Raw genomic sequence first — 16,343 nt, 5'->3', positions numbered from 1 at the left:
CCTTACTCAAGTTGAAGGTCACTGAAGGGATGGATTGATTCCAGGCGCGATAAGGCATCTAGGAGTTTGGCTATGCGCCATCGGCGTTCGTCATCTTGTCGACGCATTCGTATCAAGTCTTTTTGCAAGGCATCACCAGTAGCTGATGAATCTCTGTCGGACACGCCTCGGCGAAGCAACTCCTCCCCTTCTCGAAGAGATGCAGCAGTTCGCTGGACGGATGCCGCTACAGGATGGTGTCTAGGAAACTGAGGATAGAGTTGATAGGGTGCATCTCGGGCCACACTGACGCGAAATTTGAAGCGCACATAACGTTTGTCGAGGTCAACTGCGATGTAGCCATCGCGCACGCCCTCGGTGCGCGGCACCAGTTCACCCCAGTTTTTGAAGGTCTGCAGGTAGGGTTTTTTGAGAAGGTCTGGAATCCTTTCAAACCGCTTAGTTGCAAAGGAATATTGCTCATACTCGAATTTGCACTGCACCACGCCCTCTTCGTTCTGCCCGAACGGGTAGCCAGTACCTTCGCCGACATCCAGCATGAGCAGCTCTACCCATACGGGCACCACAACCACGCTTTGCTTCTTGTCCTCAAAGTATGGCTCGCGGGTTTGAATTGCACGCATGACGGCGTACATACCGCAGTCAATCACGGGTTGGTCTTTCCAGGTCGGAAATTTGGGCTGACGCTGGAAGAATTGCTGCCCAGGACGGGCATCTTCCTTCAAAAAATCGTCCGCATACTTGCGCGCCGCTTCCAACTTGCTCTGCGGGGTATCGCGGTAGTCTGCTTGGGCACACAGCGTGACACAGAACAACAATATGCCAACTAAACAGCTGTGTATGGATATGCTCACTTTTTGCCTCATGTCGGTTGATAAAGCGTGGTTCATGCGACTAGCAGGCTCAGGCCCAAGACGGTGCGGCGCGTGGCAGCGGTTGCGGTGTAGGCAGTGGCTGGCTTGGACATGGGGTCTCCTTCTTGGTTGAAAAATGAATCTGCAAAATCGGTAGTGGCGTTGCGGTGGGTGACTACTGTGACGATGCGAGCCCTGGCTCCAGGCGGAGCACGAAGTTTTCACCCACCTTTCCATACCCCATCTTGCGCACGAAGCCGCCAACACTGTCCATCTCGGTCAGGCTGTTGATGCCCAGGCTGATTTCCACCACCTTGCGGTTCTTGCCCCATTGTTCAAAAGCCTTGAGCAATCGCACACCGTAACCACCCATGCGGCTTTCAGGCAGCACGTCGTAGTGCATGACGCTGGCAACAAGTTGCTCGCTAAAGATGTGCTGCTCCAGCACTGCCAGCAACACCCCCACCAGACGCTGGGTGCTGTCTTCCGCCACAAGACAGACGTATCGCCCATTTCCTTTTTCGATCGCGGCGCTGAGCGCCTGCGCCACGCGCTCCTCGTTGTACACAAAGCTTTTGAAGCGCGTAATGGCGTGCATGCGCTTACCCAGCGCGACCAGCCCAGGTATGTCGTTCACGGTGGCAAAGCGAATAGGCATAACTCAGTGTTTCGTTGTTGGTGTTGTTGCAAAGAGGACGTCGAGCATTGGGGTATAGAACGCCGGGTGCAACTGTGGGTTGCAATTCATCTCCAGGAAATGGACCTGGCCCGTGCCGTCGACAATGCCGTCCAGGGTGAACGCCACGTTGTGCCTTATGTCGGCAGGTACACAGTTCAGGCAAAGCGCTCCAGCCTGCACGAGTTGATGTTCCAGACTCGTTCCTGCGATTTCAGCGCGGATGTTGTGGTCCACGGTCATGGCAGGGTTTAATTCAGACAGGTAACGGTAATCGGCAACGATGACTTTGCCTTTTGGCAAAACAGCGTCTGCACCCTGCCCCTGAAGCTGAATCAGGTTGGTCAAGACTTCAGGCCATGGCGTACCTTGCGGCAGCCTCCATGTGATCAACTGCCTGGGGGTCGATATTCCATCCCCACAGATCGTGGGCATAGGCGTTGCCTCCACCACACTTGGCACGCCGTTCCAGTACCAGGCCTTGAGCAAGCGGCCAAATACGAACTGCTCACAATATTCGCCTTCGGTTAAAGTCAGGCGCGGCGGCTCGGCTGGCGGAGGTGCCGCCGCGAAGGGGCCGCGTTGCGCGCGTCCGAGCGTGGAATGCCGGTGCTTGATCAGAAACGCGCCTTTAACGGTGGCGAGACTTTGGCTCCACGCCGGCGTTGTCAACCCACTGGCTTGGGCAAAGCGTTTGAACGCCAACTTATCTCGGGACTCTTCCCATCCCTTGCCGAAATAGGGCAACCAGCCCACGAAGCCGCTGACGCCGGGCTGCAATTGCGGAACAAAGCCAATCCCGCCCTGCTGTTCGGCCACGAACTGCGGATAAAACCGCACAGGCTGGCCGTTGTGCTGAATTTCCATGGATAGGCTTCGCGGATCGATGCCGCCCTTGGCCTCGTGCTGCAACATCCAGGCACTGACCGCCAGGGAATGTTGAAGAAAGTTACGCTTGAAGGGCTGCTGCATCAGAGCGCTCCTCCCGCATCTGCTGCCGCTTTCACCATTTGCATTTCATTGGCTCCGTGTTTGCCCATCTGTATGACTGAATCGACGCGCAAGCTTTTAGGCAGCGCGTGTGTAATAAACACCATCGTCACCTTGCCCTTGAGCGCATTGATGGTTTTGGCAAAATGCTCGGCGGTCTCCGCATCCAGCGCGCTGGTGGCTTCATCAAAAATCAGCACCTTGGGCCGCTTGAGCAGCGCGCGTGCAATCGCCAGTCGCTGCTTCTGCCCGCCAGACAGACCCGCACCCCGCTCGCCGATCTGCGTCTGGTAGCCCTGCGGCAGGGCTTCGATGGTGGAATGAATCTCGGCCATCCGGCAGGCCTGCACCACCTGCTCGAAGCTGGCATGCGGGTTAGCCAAGGCCAGGTTGTCGTAAATCGTGCCGCTGAACAGCACCGTCTCCTGCGGCACTACGCCAAAGGTGGCGCGCAGCTCGTTGGCGCTGAGGTGGCGGATGTCGATGCCGTCCAGTCTGATCTGCCCGTTGGTCGGCCAGTAAAAGCCTTGCAGCAGTTTGGCCAGGGTGCTCTTGCCGGTGCCGCTGGGCCCCATCAGCGCAATGGTGCGGCCAGGCTCGATCGTCAGGCTCAGGTTCTCGTAAAGATAAGGCAAGTCATCGGCATAACGGAAGGCAATGCGCTCAATCTCGATGCGGCCTTGCCCGATGCCTTTCCGACCTGGGGTCAGGCTGTACGGCTCCACGGGCGCGTTCATCAGGTCGCCCAGCCGGGCCACGGCTAGGCTGGCTTGCTGGAACTGCTGCCACAGCCCGACCAGGCGCATCATCGGCTGGCTCAGCTTGCCGGCAAACATCTGGAAGGCCACCAGCATGCCTATGGTGAAGACCGCTGCTTTGCCGGTAGCTGCCTCAGCGGACGGATTCATCACGATCCAGGCGCCTACCAGCAGTATGAGCAAGGTCATCAGTTGCTCCAGTGTGGAGGCGATCACGTTGTAGGTGTTGCCTATCTGCTTGGTTTGGAAGCCTGACTGCAGATACGTCGCCAGGTAAGCTGAGTACTTGGCTTTGAGCTGGGGCTCGAACTGCAGGCTCTTGACGGTTTCAAACCCCGCGATGTATTCGGTCAGAAACGCCTGATTGCGGGCGCCCAGCACGAACTGCTCGTTCAACCGCGCCTGAAATACCGGGGCGACCAGCATCGACAACATGCCGATGACGGCCAGAATTCCCAATGCGATCAGCGTGAGCGGCACCGAGTAATAAAGCATCACGGCCACCGCAATCAGCATGAAGGGCAGGTCAAGAATCAATGTGACCGCCACCGAGCTGATGAACTCGCGAATCGTCTCCACCCCATGCAACCGGGCCGCGACCACGCCGGTGGGGCGGTTCTGGAAATAGCGCGGCGGCAATTTGAAGAGATGGTCAAACACCTCGGCCGCCAGCACCGCATCGACCCGGTTGCCGGTGTGCAGCACCAGATATTGCCGCACCCAGGTGAGGACGGCCGTGGCAATCATGAAGATCGTCATGCCAATGGCAATCGCGATCAGGGTGCTCTTGGTCTGGTGAACGATGACCTTGTCGATGATGACCTGGGTGAACAGCGGCAGGCCCAGGGCCAGCAGCTGCAAGACCAGCGAAGCCCACAGCACGTCGCGCCAGACCTTGCGGTGCTTGAGCAGCTCGGGCACAAACCAGCGAAAGCCAAACGAGGCTGAACCCTGTTTAGGCTGGTCGGGGTCGTTGACCGCTTCGACCTGCGGCTGCAACAGCAGGACTTGGCCGCTGTAGCGCGCTTCGAATTCAGCCAAGGGCTGGATGCGGGGTTCGTTCGAGCCACCGGGTATCCACGTCACGGCGTCAGCGTTGGCACTGACCAGCAGGCCTAAGCCGGCCTGGTTTTCGGCGGGTGTGAGCAGGAGGATGGCGGTCGTTGAGAGGCCGACCAATTCAGCCGGGCTTGCTTCGAGCAAGCAGGTTTGAAAGCCCAGGGAGCGAGAGGCAGTGATCAGGGTGGCCGCGGAATACGGCGGCGCATGCTGTTTGAGCAGCAGCTCGGGATCAAACGGTTTGCCATGCAATGCGCAGCACGAACCTAGCGCCCAGACCAACTCCCTCGACTGAATGTCTTGCATTAACTTTATTTTCTCCACCCACAAATTTGCTTGTGAGCCCCCAACTGTTGTCACAAAAGTATATGTTTGAAACATTTAAAAACGGATGCAATTAATGCCCAAAAGGGCATCGACACAACAGTTGCACCTGTCAGAACTGACAGGGGTGAATGCGAAAACAGGTAGGCCTGCCCGCTTTAAGCCCCGTCTAAGACTGCGTCCTCATAGTCGTGGCTATCGGCACCGCTGTGTGCCTCCTACCGAAGGAATCGCTCCATGACATCTGCCGCTTTGAAAAATACCTCGCTGGTTGTTGCCCTGTTGACCGCCGGTGCCATTGGTGGTGCCGGGGTGACAGCCCTGAATGCCATGCATGCAACGGCCACGGCGGCCGCGCCAGGTGCCACAACCAGCCAGCCTGCGGCGGGCGCAGTCAGCACGACTGCGACATTGCCAGACTTCGCCCAGATCACCGAGCGCTACGGCCCGACCGTCGTCAACATCAGCGTGACCGGCACGACCAAGGTGTCCAACGACTCGCCACTGGCCCAGGGCGGAGACGACGAAGACGGCGCATTTTCCAACGATCCTTTCCTTGAATTTTTCCGCCGCTTCCAGCAAGGCCAGCGGCCCGGCAGCGGACGGGACTCACAGCAGGAAATGCCCGTGCGCGGCCAGGGCTCGGGCTTCATCGTCAGCGCCGACGGCATCATCCTGACCAATGCCCACGTGGTGCGCGATGCGAAGGAAGTGACCGTCAAGCTGACCGACCGGCGCGAATACCGCGCCAAGGTGCTGGGCGCGGACCCGAAAACCGACGTGGCCGTGCTGCGCATCGATGCCAAAAACCTGCCCGTGGCCACCCTGGGAAAAACCAGCGACCTCAGGGTCGGCGAGTGGGTGCTGGCGATAGGCTCTCCCTTCGGTTTTGAAAACACCGTGACCGCCGGCGTGGTCAGTGCCAAGGGCCGCTCCTTGCCCGACGACAGCGCCGTGCCCTTCATCCAGACCGACGTGGCGATCAACCCCGGCAATTCCGGCGGGCCGCTCTTCAACACGCGTGGCGAGGTCGTGGGCATCAACTCGCAGATCTACACCCGCAGCGGCGGCTACCAGGGCGTGTCGTTTGCCATTCCAATTGACGTCGCGGCAAAAATCCAGAAGCAGATTGTGGCCACCGGCAAGGTCGAGCATGCCAGGCTGGGCGTGGCCGTGCAGGAGGTGAATCAGGCCTTTGCCGATTCCTTCAAGCTGGACAAGCCAGAAGGTGCCCTGGTCTCCGCGGTCGAAAAAGGCAGCCCGGCCGACAAGGCCGGCCTGCAGTCGGGCGACGTGATTCGCCAGGTCAACGGCCAGCCTATTGTGTCTTCGGGCGACCTGCCGGCACTGATCGGTCTGGCGGCACCCGGCGACACCGTCAAACTGGGCATCTGGCGTCAGGGCTCCCCCAAGGAACTCACGGCACGCCTGGCGAACACCAATGACAAATCGGAGCCGGTGGCCAGCAGGAAAGAGCCGGCCAACCAGGGCAAGCTGGGCCTGGCCTTGCGTCCGCTTCAGCCCGATGAAAGGCAGCAGGTGGGCGTGGACAACGGCCTCGTGGTCCAGCAGGCCAGCGGCCCGGCGGCAATGGCCGGCGTGCAATCCGGCGACGTGCTGATTTCCATCAACGGCGTTCCGGTGAAAAGCGTCGAGCAGGTCCGCTCGGTCGTGGCCAAGTCGGAGAAATCGGTGGCGCTGCTGATCCAGCGCGGCGACAGCAAGATCTTTGTGCCGGTTCGCATCGGCTGACACCCGACAGCCTCAGGCAGCACGCCAGAAGATGTAGTCCGCCGTGCCTTTTTGGGCACGGCGTCCATATAGGCGCTTAGCCAATGTCGTCAGCGGGCAGCGCCGGTCCTGGGGCTGGTGAGTGTTGCCAGATAAGCCACCACATCTTCGCGCTCGCTGGCTTCACCCAGGCTGTAATTCATGCCTTGGCCGGGGATCACTGACTCGGGATCCTTGAGCCAGGCCAGCAGGTTGTCGCGGGTCCAGACCAGCTTGCTGCCGGCCAGCGCCCTGGAGTACGCAAAGCCGGGCGCACTGCCCGCCTTGCGGCCCAGCACGCCCCGGTGCGCCGGGCCAATGCGGTTGGCATCCACGCTGTGGCAGGCCCCGCATCGCGCCTCATAAAGCATCTTGCCGCGCTCGACGGACTGGGCGGCCACATGGACCGGCACAGCCCAGAGCGCGGCAGTCGCGGCGGCCAGCCAGACGACGGCCCCCAAGGGAGTCGTTGCATAGGTCATCGCAATGGCTTGGGCAGATGCCATACGGCTTGGCCTCACCAGGACATCAGGCACCAAACGACAAAGCAGCTGCGGGCAACGGACGTCCCAGCGCATTGGTCAAAAAGGTGTAGTGCATGGTCTCGTCGGCGGCCAGGCGGGCGGCAATCTTGGCCAGGTCTTTGCTGCCAAACGCGGGGATCACACCCAGGTAGGCATTGGTGGCGCCCAGTTCCAGGCGGGCAGCCAAATCCAGCACATCACCCTGGTTACGCAGCGTATCCGCCTTGAGCGCCTTGGCGTATTCGTCGAGCTTCTTCTCCATCACCGGCGTTCCGCCCATTTTCTGGATGGTGGCCATCAATGCGTCGCGGTGCGACTTGTGATGACCCTGAAACTGCACGGCAATATCAAGCACCGGCTTTTGCAGCAAGCCGCTGCCGGCCCCCAACTGGTACGCGTTGATGGCTTCATGCTCCAGGCCGAGCGCCACGTTCAGGATGCCGACGTCCTTGGACATGTCGCCACCCATGCCTTGCGCCAAGGCGCTTTTGCCTGCCAGCAGGGCCACGGCCACAGCGGACAGCGTGCCCGTGCGCCCCATGAAAGTGCGACGTGAAGCGGCAAATGCTGGACTGGTGAGGGTTTGAACAACTGATTTCATGGCGGTCTCCTTTGAGATGGGTTGATGGCGTAGTGCCAGCATCGGAAAAATCGTCCGACGGTTTGAATACGCAAGCTCAAGCCAAACTGGATTCAGTTTGTCCCCACGGCCTGGTCGGACATTGGCATGCGTGAATCCGCCAGCCCGCAGGCGGCGTATCCACTGCATCAAGCCACTCCGGCTGCTACCGGTTGATTTTTATTTTTTCCTCGCCCAGCCCATGTCTTCATTTCACGAGCAGCTATAAATTAGATAGCAAATCGGAACCGCCCAGGCACTTGCCTGCTTCGCGCGGATTCGGGATTTCCGGATTCTTCTTTGCTGCTGCTCTTTCCGCGCGAATCACAGACAATCCCACCATGAACGCTGAAACCACTGACGCCGAGTTGATCGCCCTGCTGGACCGCGTGGCCACGCAGGACCATGCCGCGCTGAAGGCCCTGTACGACCGCTGCTCGCCCAAACTTTTCGGGCTGGCCATTCGCGTGGTTGGCAACCGGGAACGCGCCGAAGACGTGCTGCAGGAAGCCTTTCTCACCATCTGGCGTTCGGGCGGCAGCTACCGTGCGTCCCTGAGCCCACCCATGGCCTGGATGGGCCTGATCGTGCGCAGCCGGGGGCTGGACTTTCTGCGCCGCCGCACCGCCGAGCGCAGCCATGTGACGCAGGAAATCGACGAGGCTCTGGCCGAGACACTGGAGGGTGATTCACCCTGCCCGATGGACACCGCGCAGGCCAGCGAACAGGCCTGGGCGCTGCATCAGTGTCTGGATCAGCTGGAAAACCGCCAGCGCGAGGTGCTTAGCCTGGCCTACATTCGCGATTTGAGCCACAGTGAATTGGCTCAGCAGCTCAAGCTGCCCCTTGGCACCGTCAAGACCTGGATCCGGCGCGGGTTGGACCAGTTGCGCCTGTGCATGGCACGGTTTGCATGAGGGCCACATGAACCCTGTCAAAAACCCCGAGTTGCTGAACCACCTGGCCAGCAGTTATGCATTGGGCACCCTGCGTGGCGGTGCGCGCCGCCGGTTTGAGGCGCTGGCACGCGAGCAGGCACCGGTGCGGGCGGCCGCGCTCATCTGGCAATCCCGCATGGCCAGCATGAACGAGTTGCAGCCTCAGTCAGCGCCCGATCCAGCCGTATGGACGCGCATCGACAAGCTTCTGCAAAACGAAAAGGAGGCGCTCTCGATGCAGGCCACTCGACAGGCCGCGCTGAAAGACACTGCGAGCCCCGGCGAGGGTCTTGGCGGCTGGCTGCGCAGCCTTGCCCTGTGGCGCGGTGCGACCGCAGCCGGGGTGGTTGCCACGGTGGTGGCCGTACTTGTCGGCGTGAACATGCGAGACCAGCTGAGCCAGCAACTCGGCAGCCAGGTGGCCGCCTTGCGAGCGCAGTTGCAGGCGGCTCCGCAAATTGAATACGTGGCCGTGCTGGCCGACGAAAAATCGGCAGCCAGCATGCTGGTGACGTTTGACCCCAAAAACCGCAAGCTGGTTTTGCAACGCGTGGGCGACTACCAGGAGGCCGGCGACAGGTCATTGCAGCTATGGGCGCTCCCCCCCACGGGCGGCCCCAAATCGCTCGGTGTATTGGGCCGTGAAAAGGTGCTGCGCCTGACTGCGGCAGAGGGCGATGTGCGCGAAGTGCCCGCACTGGCCATTAGCCTGGAGCCCAAAGGCGGCGTTCCCGGTGCGGGCGGACCGACCGGGCCGGTGCTGTTCAAGGGTGCATTGATTCAAAAAATACTCTGAAAAAAAGCCTTTCTCGTATTTGTCCAATGCAGCCCCCGGACTCGCTGCCGGCATGAGAAAAATTACACCGGCGCGCCCATTTCCAAAAAACTTTCAACCCGCCAGGCGGCCAAACTGGCTACGATGCGGTTCGAAGAATCAGGAGTTACCGCCTCATGCCCGTCATCACCCACATCGAAGACCTGCGCGTTCTGGCGCAAAAGCGCGTCCCCCGCATGTTTTACGACTATGCCGATTCCGGCTCATGGACCGAAGGCACCTACCGTGCCAATGAAGCCGATTTCCAGAAAATCCTGCTGCGCCAGCGCGTGGCCTGCAACATGGAAGGCCGCACCACCCGCACGCAGATGATCGGCCAGGACGTGGCCATGCCGGTGGCGATTGCGCCGACCGGCATGACGGGCATGCAGCATGCCGACGGCGAGATCCTGGCGGCGCGCGCGGCCAAAAAATTCGGCATTCCCTTCACGCTCTCGACCATGAGCATTTGCTCGATGGAAGACGTGGCCCAGGAGACCGGCAACCACCCGTTCTGGTTCCAGCTCTACCTGATGCGCGACCGTGATTTTTCGGCGCGCCTGATAGACCGCGCCAAGGCGGTGGGCTGCTCGGCGTTGGTGCTGACGCTGGACTTGCAAATTCTGGGACAGCGTCACAAAGACATTCGCAACGGCCTGTCCACGCCGCCCAAGCCGACGCTGGCCAACCTCATCAATCTGGCGACCAAGCCGCGCTGGTGCCTGGGCATGCTGGGCACGCAGCGGCGCAACTTCGGCAACATCTTCGGCCACGTCAAGGGCATAGAAAACATGGGCTCGCTGTCGGAGTGGACGGCCCAGCAGTTTGACCCCACCCTGTCCTGGGCTGATGTGGAGTGGGTGAAGAACCGCTGGGGCGGCAAGCTCATCCTCAAGGGCATTCAGGACGCCGAAGACGCGCAACTCGCGGTCAACACCGGCGCCGACGCCATCATCGTGTCCAACCACGGCGGGCGCCAGCTCGATGGCGCGCCGTCTTCCATCACCGCCCTGCCCGCCATCGTCGATGCCGTGGGCCGCCAGATCGAAGTGCACATGGACGGCGGCATTCGCTCGGGCCAGGATGTGCTCAAGGCCGTTGCCTTGGGCGCCAAGGGCACCTACATTGGCCGCTCCATGCTGTATGCGCTGGGCGCCATGGGTGAGGCCGGTGTGACCAAGGCCCTGGAGATCATCCACAAGGAGCTGGACCTGACCATGGCGTTTTGCGGGCGGACCGACATCAACACCGTCGACAAAAGCATTCTGCTGCCCGGCACTTACCCGGCTTGATGGTAGCGGCTCTTGTCGCGGTACCAAGGGGGTGCTACCAGGCGACTTCCGCAAACGCGGCTGGCTCCGGCAGGCGAGTGACGGCAAGGTGCAACGGCCGCTGCGGGCCGTGCGTCGCGTCGCCTCGCCTGACGCGTCAGAAGAAATGGCGGATGCCCACCTCATAGCCACTGGAGCGGCCACCCAGCGTCGTCCCGGTTGCCGTCAGGCCCTGCACGCCTATCGATTTCTGGGCGCCGGCCTTGTTTCTCAGGTGTGCATAGGTTCCGTAGACCTGCGTCCGCTTGGACAGGTTGTGGCCATAGCCGACGGCGTATTTGTTCCAGTCGGCGTTGCTGTTGGCGGTGTCGTAGCGGCCGTACGTGGCACGCAACTCACCCTGGCCCAAGGGCACCGTCACACCCAGTTGGGTGGCCGTCACTTTCAAAGCCCCGCGCTTTTCAACGGCCCACAGAAAGCTGGGCTTGGCCACGCCAAAGTCGTAGCTCAGCCCCAGGTTGCTGGCGGTCAAGTCGTTGTCGCTGACATCACCTTTGAGCTTGCCAGTTGCCAGCGCGGCGTGCAGCGGCCCCTGGCGGTAGCCCAGCCGCAAACCCCGGTAATCGCCCTGATTTTTGTTGGCAGCATTCGACAGTTGCTCACCCAGCGCCACTTGCGCCTGGCCATAGAAACCGCCCAGGTTCTCCGGCAAAAAGTAGCTCACAGCATTGCTGATCTGGATCGGTGCGCCACCCGCGGCGGTCGCCGCGCCCGGGATACCCAACATGGCGAAGGCCATGGTGCCGCCCACACCATTGGTCAGGAAGGGGTCAAAAACCAGCGTATTCAGGAACGTGGCCGCATCATCGCGGCCCAGGCGCACTTCGCCGATCGGACCGGACAGGCTTACCGTGGAGCGGCGGTTAAAGCTCAGGCCGCCCGCGCCCTTGCCGCTACCGGTGTCGACATCCAGCCCGGCTTCCAGCCAGAAGCTGGCGGCCACGCCACCGCCCAGGTCTTCCGTGCCGCGAAAGCCCCAGCGGCTGATGTTGGCACCACCGGTGGACACGCCGGTCTTGGACACGCCGTCGCCCGTCAGGTGCGCCAAGCCCACGTCGACGACGCCAAACAGCGTGACTGAAGACTGGGCCGATGCACAGCCGGCCGCAGCCACCGCCGCGATGGCGATCAGGGATTTTTTCATGCGTTGCTCCTCCGGCACATGTGCCGCTTATTGGTTGTTGCAAAAGAGTGAAGTGGGTAGGACGGGACCACCCGGCCGAAGATGCGGCCGGCTCCCAAACCCGTCCTGCGGGAAATTCAGAGGTCCGGGCTCAGAGGTCCAGGGCCAGCGAGTCGCTCTTGCAGCCGGAGACGCAAACCATCATGACCTTGTTGGTCGCGCGTTCCTTGGCGCTGAGGATGGAGTCGCGGTGGTCCGGCTCGCCCGCCAGCACGCGGGTCTCGCAGGAACCGCACACGCCTTCGCAGCAGCTGTGATCGACTGCCACTCCGGCGGCGAGCAAGGTGTCCAGAATCGACTTGCCCGGCGTGATGGTGATGATGCGGCCGCTGCGGCGCAGCTCGACGGTGTAAGTCGCATGCGCATTGGGCGATGCCGCCACCTCCACCGCAGAAAAGCGCTCGATGTGGGCGTTCTCGTGCCCGAGTTCCTCGCAGATTTTCTCGAAGGCGTCGAGCATGACCGCCGGGCCGCAGGCGTAGTAATGCGTCTGTACTTCGGGCGCACGGACCGACAGCACTTCGTGTGGGTGGGCCGACAGCAGCGCCTTGAGGTCGGGCGGGCCGCCCTTTTCCTCGTCGAAATGCAGCAACAGCGGCATGCCCAGCGCCTCGAGCTCGGCCACAAAGGCCGCACCCTGGCGTGAGCGCGCGAAATACATCACTTCGAATGAACGCCCTATCGCCTTGAGCCGGCGCGCCATGCACAAGATGGGCGTGACACCGATGCCGCCGGCGATGAGCACGGTGTGTCCGGCCTCTTCGTGCAGCGGGAAGTTGTTGCGCGGCGCGGAGATGGGCAGGCGCATGCCGACACGCAACTGCTCATGCACGCAGCGCGAGCCGCCGCGGCTGGCGCGGTCGCGCAATACGCCCACCACGTAGCGGTTGTGCTCGTCGCAGGAATTGGACAACGAGTAGCTGCGCTCCATGCCGTTGGGCAGGTGCAGGTCGATGTGCGCTCCCGCGGTGAACGCGGGAAACTCCGTTCCGGGCACGGGTCGCAACTCGACGCTGATCACATCGTCGGCCTCATAGCGCAGCGTGTGGACGAAGGCGTTCAGGGTGGTAGTCATGGCTTGGCAACAATCAGGGTGATCAGGCCGGGGCGCCGGCCTTCGCCGCAGCTGCAGCCTCGAGCTGCTCGTCTGCCAGGTTGCGCAGGTGGCGGCGCAGGCGTACCACGCCAATGTCATGCTGGTAGAGGTTTTCGTGCTGGTTCGCGTCGGGCTCCATTTGCTCCAGCATGATGCGGTCCTGCTCAAGCACCGCCCAGTGGCGTGCTTCCAGCCGGTTGCGGTACAAAAACCTCCAGGTGTCTCGCTGCCAGGACGACACTTTGCGGCAACGCCAGAAGAACACCGCCGTCATATTGCCGTCAATCGGGGTGGCACAGGCGACGATGGCAAAGTTGCCGCCGGGGCCGCCGGTCTTCGGATACGGAATTTCCAGCCGCATCCAGTGAACGCCGGTGCTGCCCCATTCCGTCCAGTCGAAGTTGACGCCGCGCTGGCCGGTCTTTTCAAACACAAAACCGGTGTCGGTCGTGCGGATCTGAAACGTGGCCGTGCTGTCACCTTCGGCCATGGAGTGAGACTGCTTGTGCAGGAAGGTGCCATGCATAGGGTCCATCACGTTGTCGAGCGCGTAGCGATAGTCGCCCTTCCACTCGGCATAGCACAGGAAATGCGAATACTCCGGCGAGCTCAGCTCTTCGGGCATGGTCATGGGCGGCGGCGTGTCGATGTTCACGTCGCTGTTGTAGAGGAAGATGGTGCCCCAGGCTTCCTGCACATGGAAAGACAGCGCCGCACGCGTGCCTTCGAGCTTGCAGCCCGGGCTTCCCGGCACCTTGGTCACGGTCCCGTCGCAACGCACTTCGACGCCGTGGTAGGGGCAGGCGAGCCGGTCACCCAGCACCATCCCCTGCGACAGCGGTGCGCCGCGGTGCGGGCAGTGGTCTTCCAGCGCATGCAGCGTGCCGGCCGCGTCACGCCACAGGGCAATCTTCTTGCCCAGCCGGCGCAATGAAACCGGACGCTCGCCGACGAAGCCGGATGGGCAGATGGGGTACCAGAGATCCTTCAGACCGACCTTCAGCAGCGCGTCGACGGGGTCCTGGGTGAGAGTGATGGTGTTCATGATTTCTTCCTTAGGTCCTTAGTTGCCGAGGCGGGCCATCAGGGCCTGGAAGCTCTGCTCCGTCCACGCCTGGCCGTTCTCGCTGGACGGACCGGTACGGTTGAGGCTGGCCACCAGTTCGGGCAGCGTGTGCGCGCCTTCCGCGAAGGCGCGCTCGATCGCATCGCCCAGCAGGTCTTCAAAGGTGGTGGGGGCACGCTTGCGTGCCTGGTGGGGTTCAAGGTAGCGGTCGGTTTGCATCAGGGGTCTCCTTTGATGTCAATCGGGTCAGTCGGCCTGGATGCCGAATTCTTTGATGATCTTGCCAAAGCGTTCGTAGTCGCCAGCGTTGGCCTTGGCCAGCCGCGACGGATCGCCACCGACGGGAAGCGCGCCAAAAGTGGCCATCCTGGCCGCCACATCGGGCATCTTGAGAATCTCGTTGAAATGGCTGTTGAGCGTCTTGGCGATGTCGGCAGGCAGGCCCTTGGGTCCGAACAGTCCCTGCCAGGCACCGACTTCCACGTCCTTGTAGCCCAGCTCGGCCAGCGTCGGCACATTGGGCGCCAGAGGGGAGCGCTGGGCGTCCGCCACGGCCAGCGCCACCACCTTGCCGGTGGCAATGTACGGTGCCACCGGGCCGTAGGTGATGAAGGTCACAGGTACATGGCCACCCAGCAAGTCGTTGAGCGCCGGCGCCACGCCGCGGTAGGGCACGTGCGAAAGCTTCACGCCGGCAGACTTGTTGAACATCTCTCCCAGAATGTGCATCGGTGAACCGCTGCCGGGGCTGGCATAGGACAGCGTCTTGACCTTGGACATGGCGACCAGCGCCTTGACATCCTTGGTGCCTGCGGAGGTGCTGGCCGCAATGAACAGCGGCTGCACCGCCGTTTGCACGATGGGCGTGAAGCCGCCCAGCACGTCGTAGGCCGGGGCTGAGCCCGAGCCAGTCTTGAGCACCAGTTGCGCGATGGAGAACGTGCTGGGCGCGAGCAGCAGCGTGTAGCCGTCCGGCGCGGCCTTGGCCACATGGGTGCTGCCTATGATTCCGCTTGCGCCGGGCTTGTTGTCCACGATCACCGGCTGGCCCAGGCGGGCCTGGAGCTTCTCGGCGAACATGCGCGCCATGGCGTCGGTGTCGCCACCGGCCGGATAGGCCACGACCAGCGTGATGGGCTTGCTGGGATAGGCCTGTGCCATGGCACCGCCCGTGGACAGAACGGCACCCATGCAGGCAGCCAGGGCGAATGCTTGACGACGTGTGAATTTCATAATGGTTTCCTAAAACTACAAATAAAACCCGGCATCACCGGTACTGGGGGCAAAGCTTGGGACTGCGTCGGAACAGCTGGATCGCAATACCGTTATCGGTTCAGTACCGCATGGCGTCATTGGGGTTCGATCTTTCTGCTCTTGATGATGGGCGCCCAGGTCGCGGCCTCCTTGCGGATGAGCTCGCCAAACGCGGGGCCCGTCGTGATCCAGACATACAGGCCCTGCTTCTCGAGCTGGGCTTTTGTGGCCGGGGCGTTGAAGATCTGCGTGATGTCACGCGCCAGTTGCGCCAGCACCGGTGCCGGCGTTTGCCTGGGCGCCACCACGCCGTACCACGAGGTCACGGCCACCCCTGGCACGCCGGCTTCGGCCAGCGTCGGCACATCGGGCAGCGCCGAAGCGCGTGTCGGGTCAGTCACCGCCAGCGGGCGCAGCTTGCCGGACTGGATGTGCGGCAGCAGCGCAGGCAGATTGCCGAGGATCATGGGCACCGTGCCGCCCAGCACATCGTTGAGGCCCGGCGCCGAGCCCTTGTAGGCCACGTGCAGGATGTCGGCGCCGCTTTGCTGCTTGAACAGCTCGCCGGCCAGGTGCAGGCCGCTGCCCACGCCCGGCGAGGCATAGCTGATCGAGTCGGGCTTGGCCCTGGACAAGGCCACCAGTTCCGCCACCGTCCTGGCCGGCACCGACGGGTTGACGGCCAGCACATTGGGCGCCTTGGCGAGCGACGCGACGGTGGCGAAGTCAGCCTCGACGCTGTAGCCGAGTTTGGGCATCAGCGTGGGGTTGATGGTGAGGTTGCCGGCGGGCACCACCAGCAGCGTGTGGCCTGTCGGCGCGGCGCGCTTGACCAGGTCGATGCCGATGTTGCCGCTGGCACCCGCGCGGTTGTCCACCACGGCGGGCTGCTTGTAGCGTTCGGCCAGGCCGGTGGCCAGGATTCGCGAGAGCGTGTCGACTGGGCCGCCGGGCGGGAACGGCGCGACGATGGTGAACGGCTGGGAGGACAGCTGCTTGTCCACCGCGCCTTGCGCGTGGACCGACGGCAGCAGACCCGCGCAGGCCAGGGCCGCGATGATCTTGAGGAAGGAGGTGCGTCGCATGA

General features: G+C 62.3%; 16 protein-coding genes. 4 read left to right on the top strand and 12 right to left on the bottom strand.

Going from position 1 to position 16,343, the window contains the following annotated elements; translation table 11 throughout:
• Window positions 1–2: 2 nt before the first annotated feature.
• From PJE01S_RS15460 to PJE01S_RS15445, 4 genes are all read right to left on the bottom strand, one after another.
• Complete coding sequence (locus PJE01S_RS15460) at window positions 3–890, bottom strand: hypothetical protein (protein ID WP_157090352.1); 888 nt, start codon at window positions 888–890, stop codon at window positions 3–5.
• Between the two features lie 139 nt (window positions 891–1,029).
• Complete coding sequence (locus tag PJE01S_RS15455) at window positions 1,030–1,512, bottom strand: GNAT family N-acetyltransferase (RefSeq protein WP_068834530.1); 483 nt, start codon at window positions 1,510–1,512, stop codon at window positions 1,030–1,032.
• A 3-nt stretch (window positions 1,513–1,515) separates the two neighbouring features.
• Window positions 1,516–2,502, bottom strand: coding sequence for a hypothetical protein (locus PJE01S_RS15450; protein ID WP_068834529.1), 987 nt, complete (start codon window positions 2,500–2,502; stop codon window positions 1,516–1,518).
• Window positions 2,502–4,643, bottom strand: coding sequence for a peptidase domain-containing ABC transporter (locus PJE01S_RS15445; RefSeq protein ID WP_068834528.1), 2,142 nt, complete (start codon window positions 4,641–4,643; stop codon window positions 2,502–2,504). Before PJE01S_RS15445 ends, PJE01S_RS15450 begins: the two co-directional genes overlap by 1 nt.
• 255 nt (window positions 4,644–4,898) lie before the next feature.
• Between PJE01S_RS15445 and PJE01S_RS15440 the strand changes: the two genes are divergently transcribed.
• Entirely contained in the window at window positions 4,899–6,413 is a 1,515-nt protein-coding gene (locus tag PJE01S_RS15440) for a DegQ family serine endoprotease (protein WP_068834527.1), read from the top strand.
• Window positions 6,414–6,502: 89 nt separating this feature from the next.
• On the opposite strand, the gene PJE01S_RS15435 is transcribed toward PJE01S_RS15440, so the two are convergent.
• Together PJE01S_RS15435 and PJE01S_RS15430 are read right to left on the bottom strand one after the other, a co-directional pair.
• Complete coding sequence (locus PJE01S_RS15435) at window positions 6,503–6,937, bottom strand: c-type cytochrome (RefSeq protein ID WP_245660797.1); 435 nt, start codon at window positions 6,935–6,937, stop codon at window positions 6,503–6,505.
• Window positions 6,938–6,959: 22 nt separating this feature from the next.
• Window positions 6,960–7,556, bottom strand: a complete 597-nt coding sequence (locus tag PJE01S_RS15430; protein WP_068834525.1) for a ferritin-like domain-containing protein — start codon at window positions 7,554–7,556, stop codon at window positions 6,960–6,962.
• A gap of 359 nt (window positions 7,557–7,915) precedes the next feature.
• On the opposite strand from PJE01S_RS15430, the gene PJE01S_RS15425 reads away from it, so the two are divergent.
• The 3 genes from PJE01S_RS15425 to PJE01S_RS15415 all read left to right on the top strand — a co-directional run bounded on the left by PJE01S_RS15425 (window position 7,916) and on the right by PJE01S_RS15415 (window position 10,618).
• Window positions 7,916–8,491, top strand: a complete 576-nt coding sequence (locus PJE01S_RS15425; RefSeq protein ID WP_068834524.1) for an RNA polymerase sigma factor — start codon at window positions 7,916–7,918, stop codon at window positions 8,489–8,491.
• Between the two features lie 7 nt (window positions 8,492–8,498).
• Window positions 8,499–9,308, top strand: a complete 810-nt coding sequence (locus tag PJE01S_RS15420) for an anti-sigma factor (protein WP_068834523.1) — start codon at window positions 8,499–8,501, stop codon at window positions 9,306–9,308.
• A 155-nt stretch (window positions 9,309–9,463) separates the two neighbouring features.
• Entirely contained in the window at window positions 9,464–10,618 is a 1,155-nt protein-coding gene (locus PJE01S_RS15415; RefSeq protein ID WP_068834522.1) for an alpha-hydroxy acid oxidase, read from the top strand.
• 136 nt (window positions 10,619–10,754) lie between these two features.
• On the opposite strand, the gene PJE01S_RS15410 is transcribed toward PJE01S_RS15415, so the two are convergent.
• From PJE01S_RS15410 to PJE01S_RS15385, 6 genes are all read right to left on the bottom strand, one after another.
• Window positions 10,755–11,801, bottom strand: a complete 1,047-nt coding sequence (locus PJE01S_RS15410) for a porin (protein ID WP_068834521.1) — start codon at window positions 11,799–11,801, stop codon at window positions 10,755–10,757.
• A gap of 130 nt (window positions 11,802–11,931) precedes the next feature.
• Window positions 11,932–12,915 (bottom strand): PDR/VanB family oxidoreductase, encoded by a 984-nt coding sequence (locus PJE01S_RS15405; protein ID WP_068834520.1) that lies wholly within the window; start codon window positions 12,913–12,915, stop codon window positions 11,932–11,934.
• A 22-nt stretch (window positions 12,916–12,937) separates the two neighbouring features.
• Window positions 12,938–13,981 carry a Rieske 2Fe-2S domain-containing protein gene (locus tag PJE01S_RS15400; protein ID WP_068834519.1) on the bottom strand — a complete coding sequence of 348 codons (1,044 nt, stop codon included), beginning with the start codon at window positions 13,979–13,981 and terminating at the stop codon, window positions 12,938–12,940.
• 18 nt (window positions 13,982–13,999) lie between these two features.
• On the bottom strand, window positions 14,000–14,221 hold the full coding sequence (locus PJE01S_RS15395; RefSeq protein ID WP_068834518.1) for a recombinase-like helix-turn-helix domain-containing protein: 222 nt from the start codon (window positions 14,219–14,221) through the stop codon (window positions 14,000–14,002).
• Between the two features lie 27 nt (window positions 14,222–14,248).
• Window positions 14,249–15,235 (bottom strand): Bug family tripartite tricarboxylate transporter substrate binding protein, encoded by a 987-nt coding sequence (locus tag PJE01S_RS15390; protein ID WP_068834517.1) that lies wholly within the window; start codon window positions 15,233–15,235, stop codon window positions 14,249–14,251.
• Between the two features lie 116 nt (window positions 15,236–15,351).
• Complete coding sequence (locus PJE01S_RS15385) at window positions 15,352–16,341, bottom strand: Bug family tripartite tricarboxylate transporter substrate binding protein (RefSeq protein ID WP_068834516.1); 990 nt, start codon at window positions 16,339–16,341, stop codon at window positions 15,352–15,354.
• Window positions 16,342–16,343 lie beyond the last annotated feature (2 nt).

Source organism: Polaromonas jejuensis NBRC 106434 (genome assembly GCF_001598235.1).
In the GTDB taxonomy this organism is placed as follows: domain Bacteria; phylum Pseudomonadota; class Gammaproteobacteria; order Burkholderiales; family Burkholderiaceae_C; genus Polaromonas; species Polaromonas jejuensis.
Note: the sequence above shows the minus strand (reverse complement) of the source record. Positions and strands in the feature narration are given on the sequence as shown.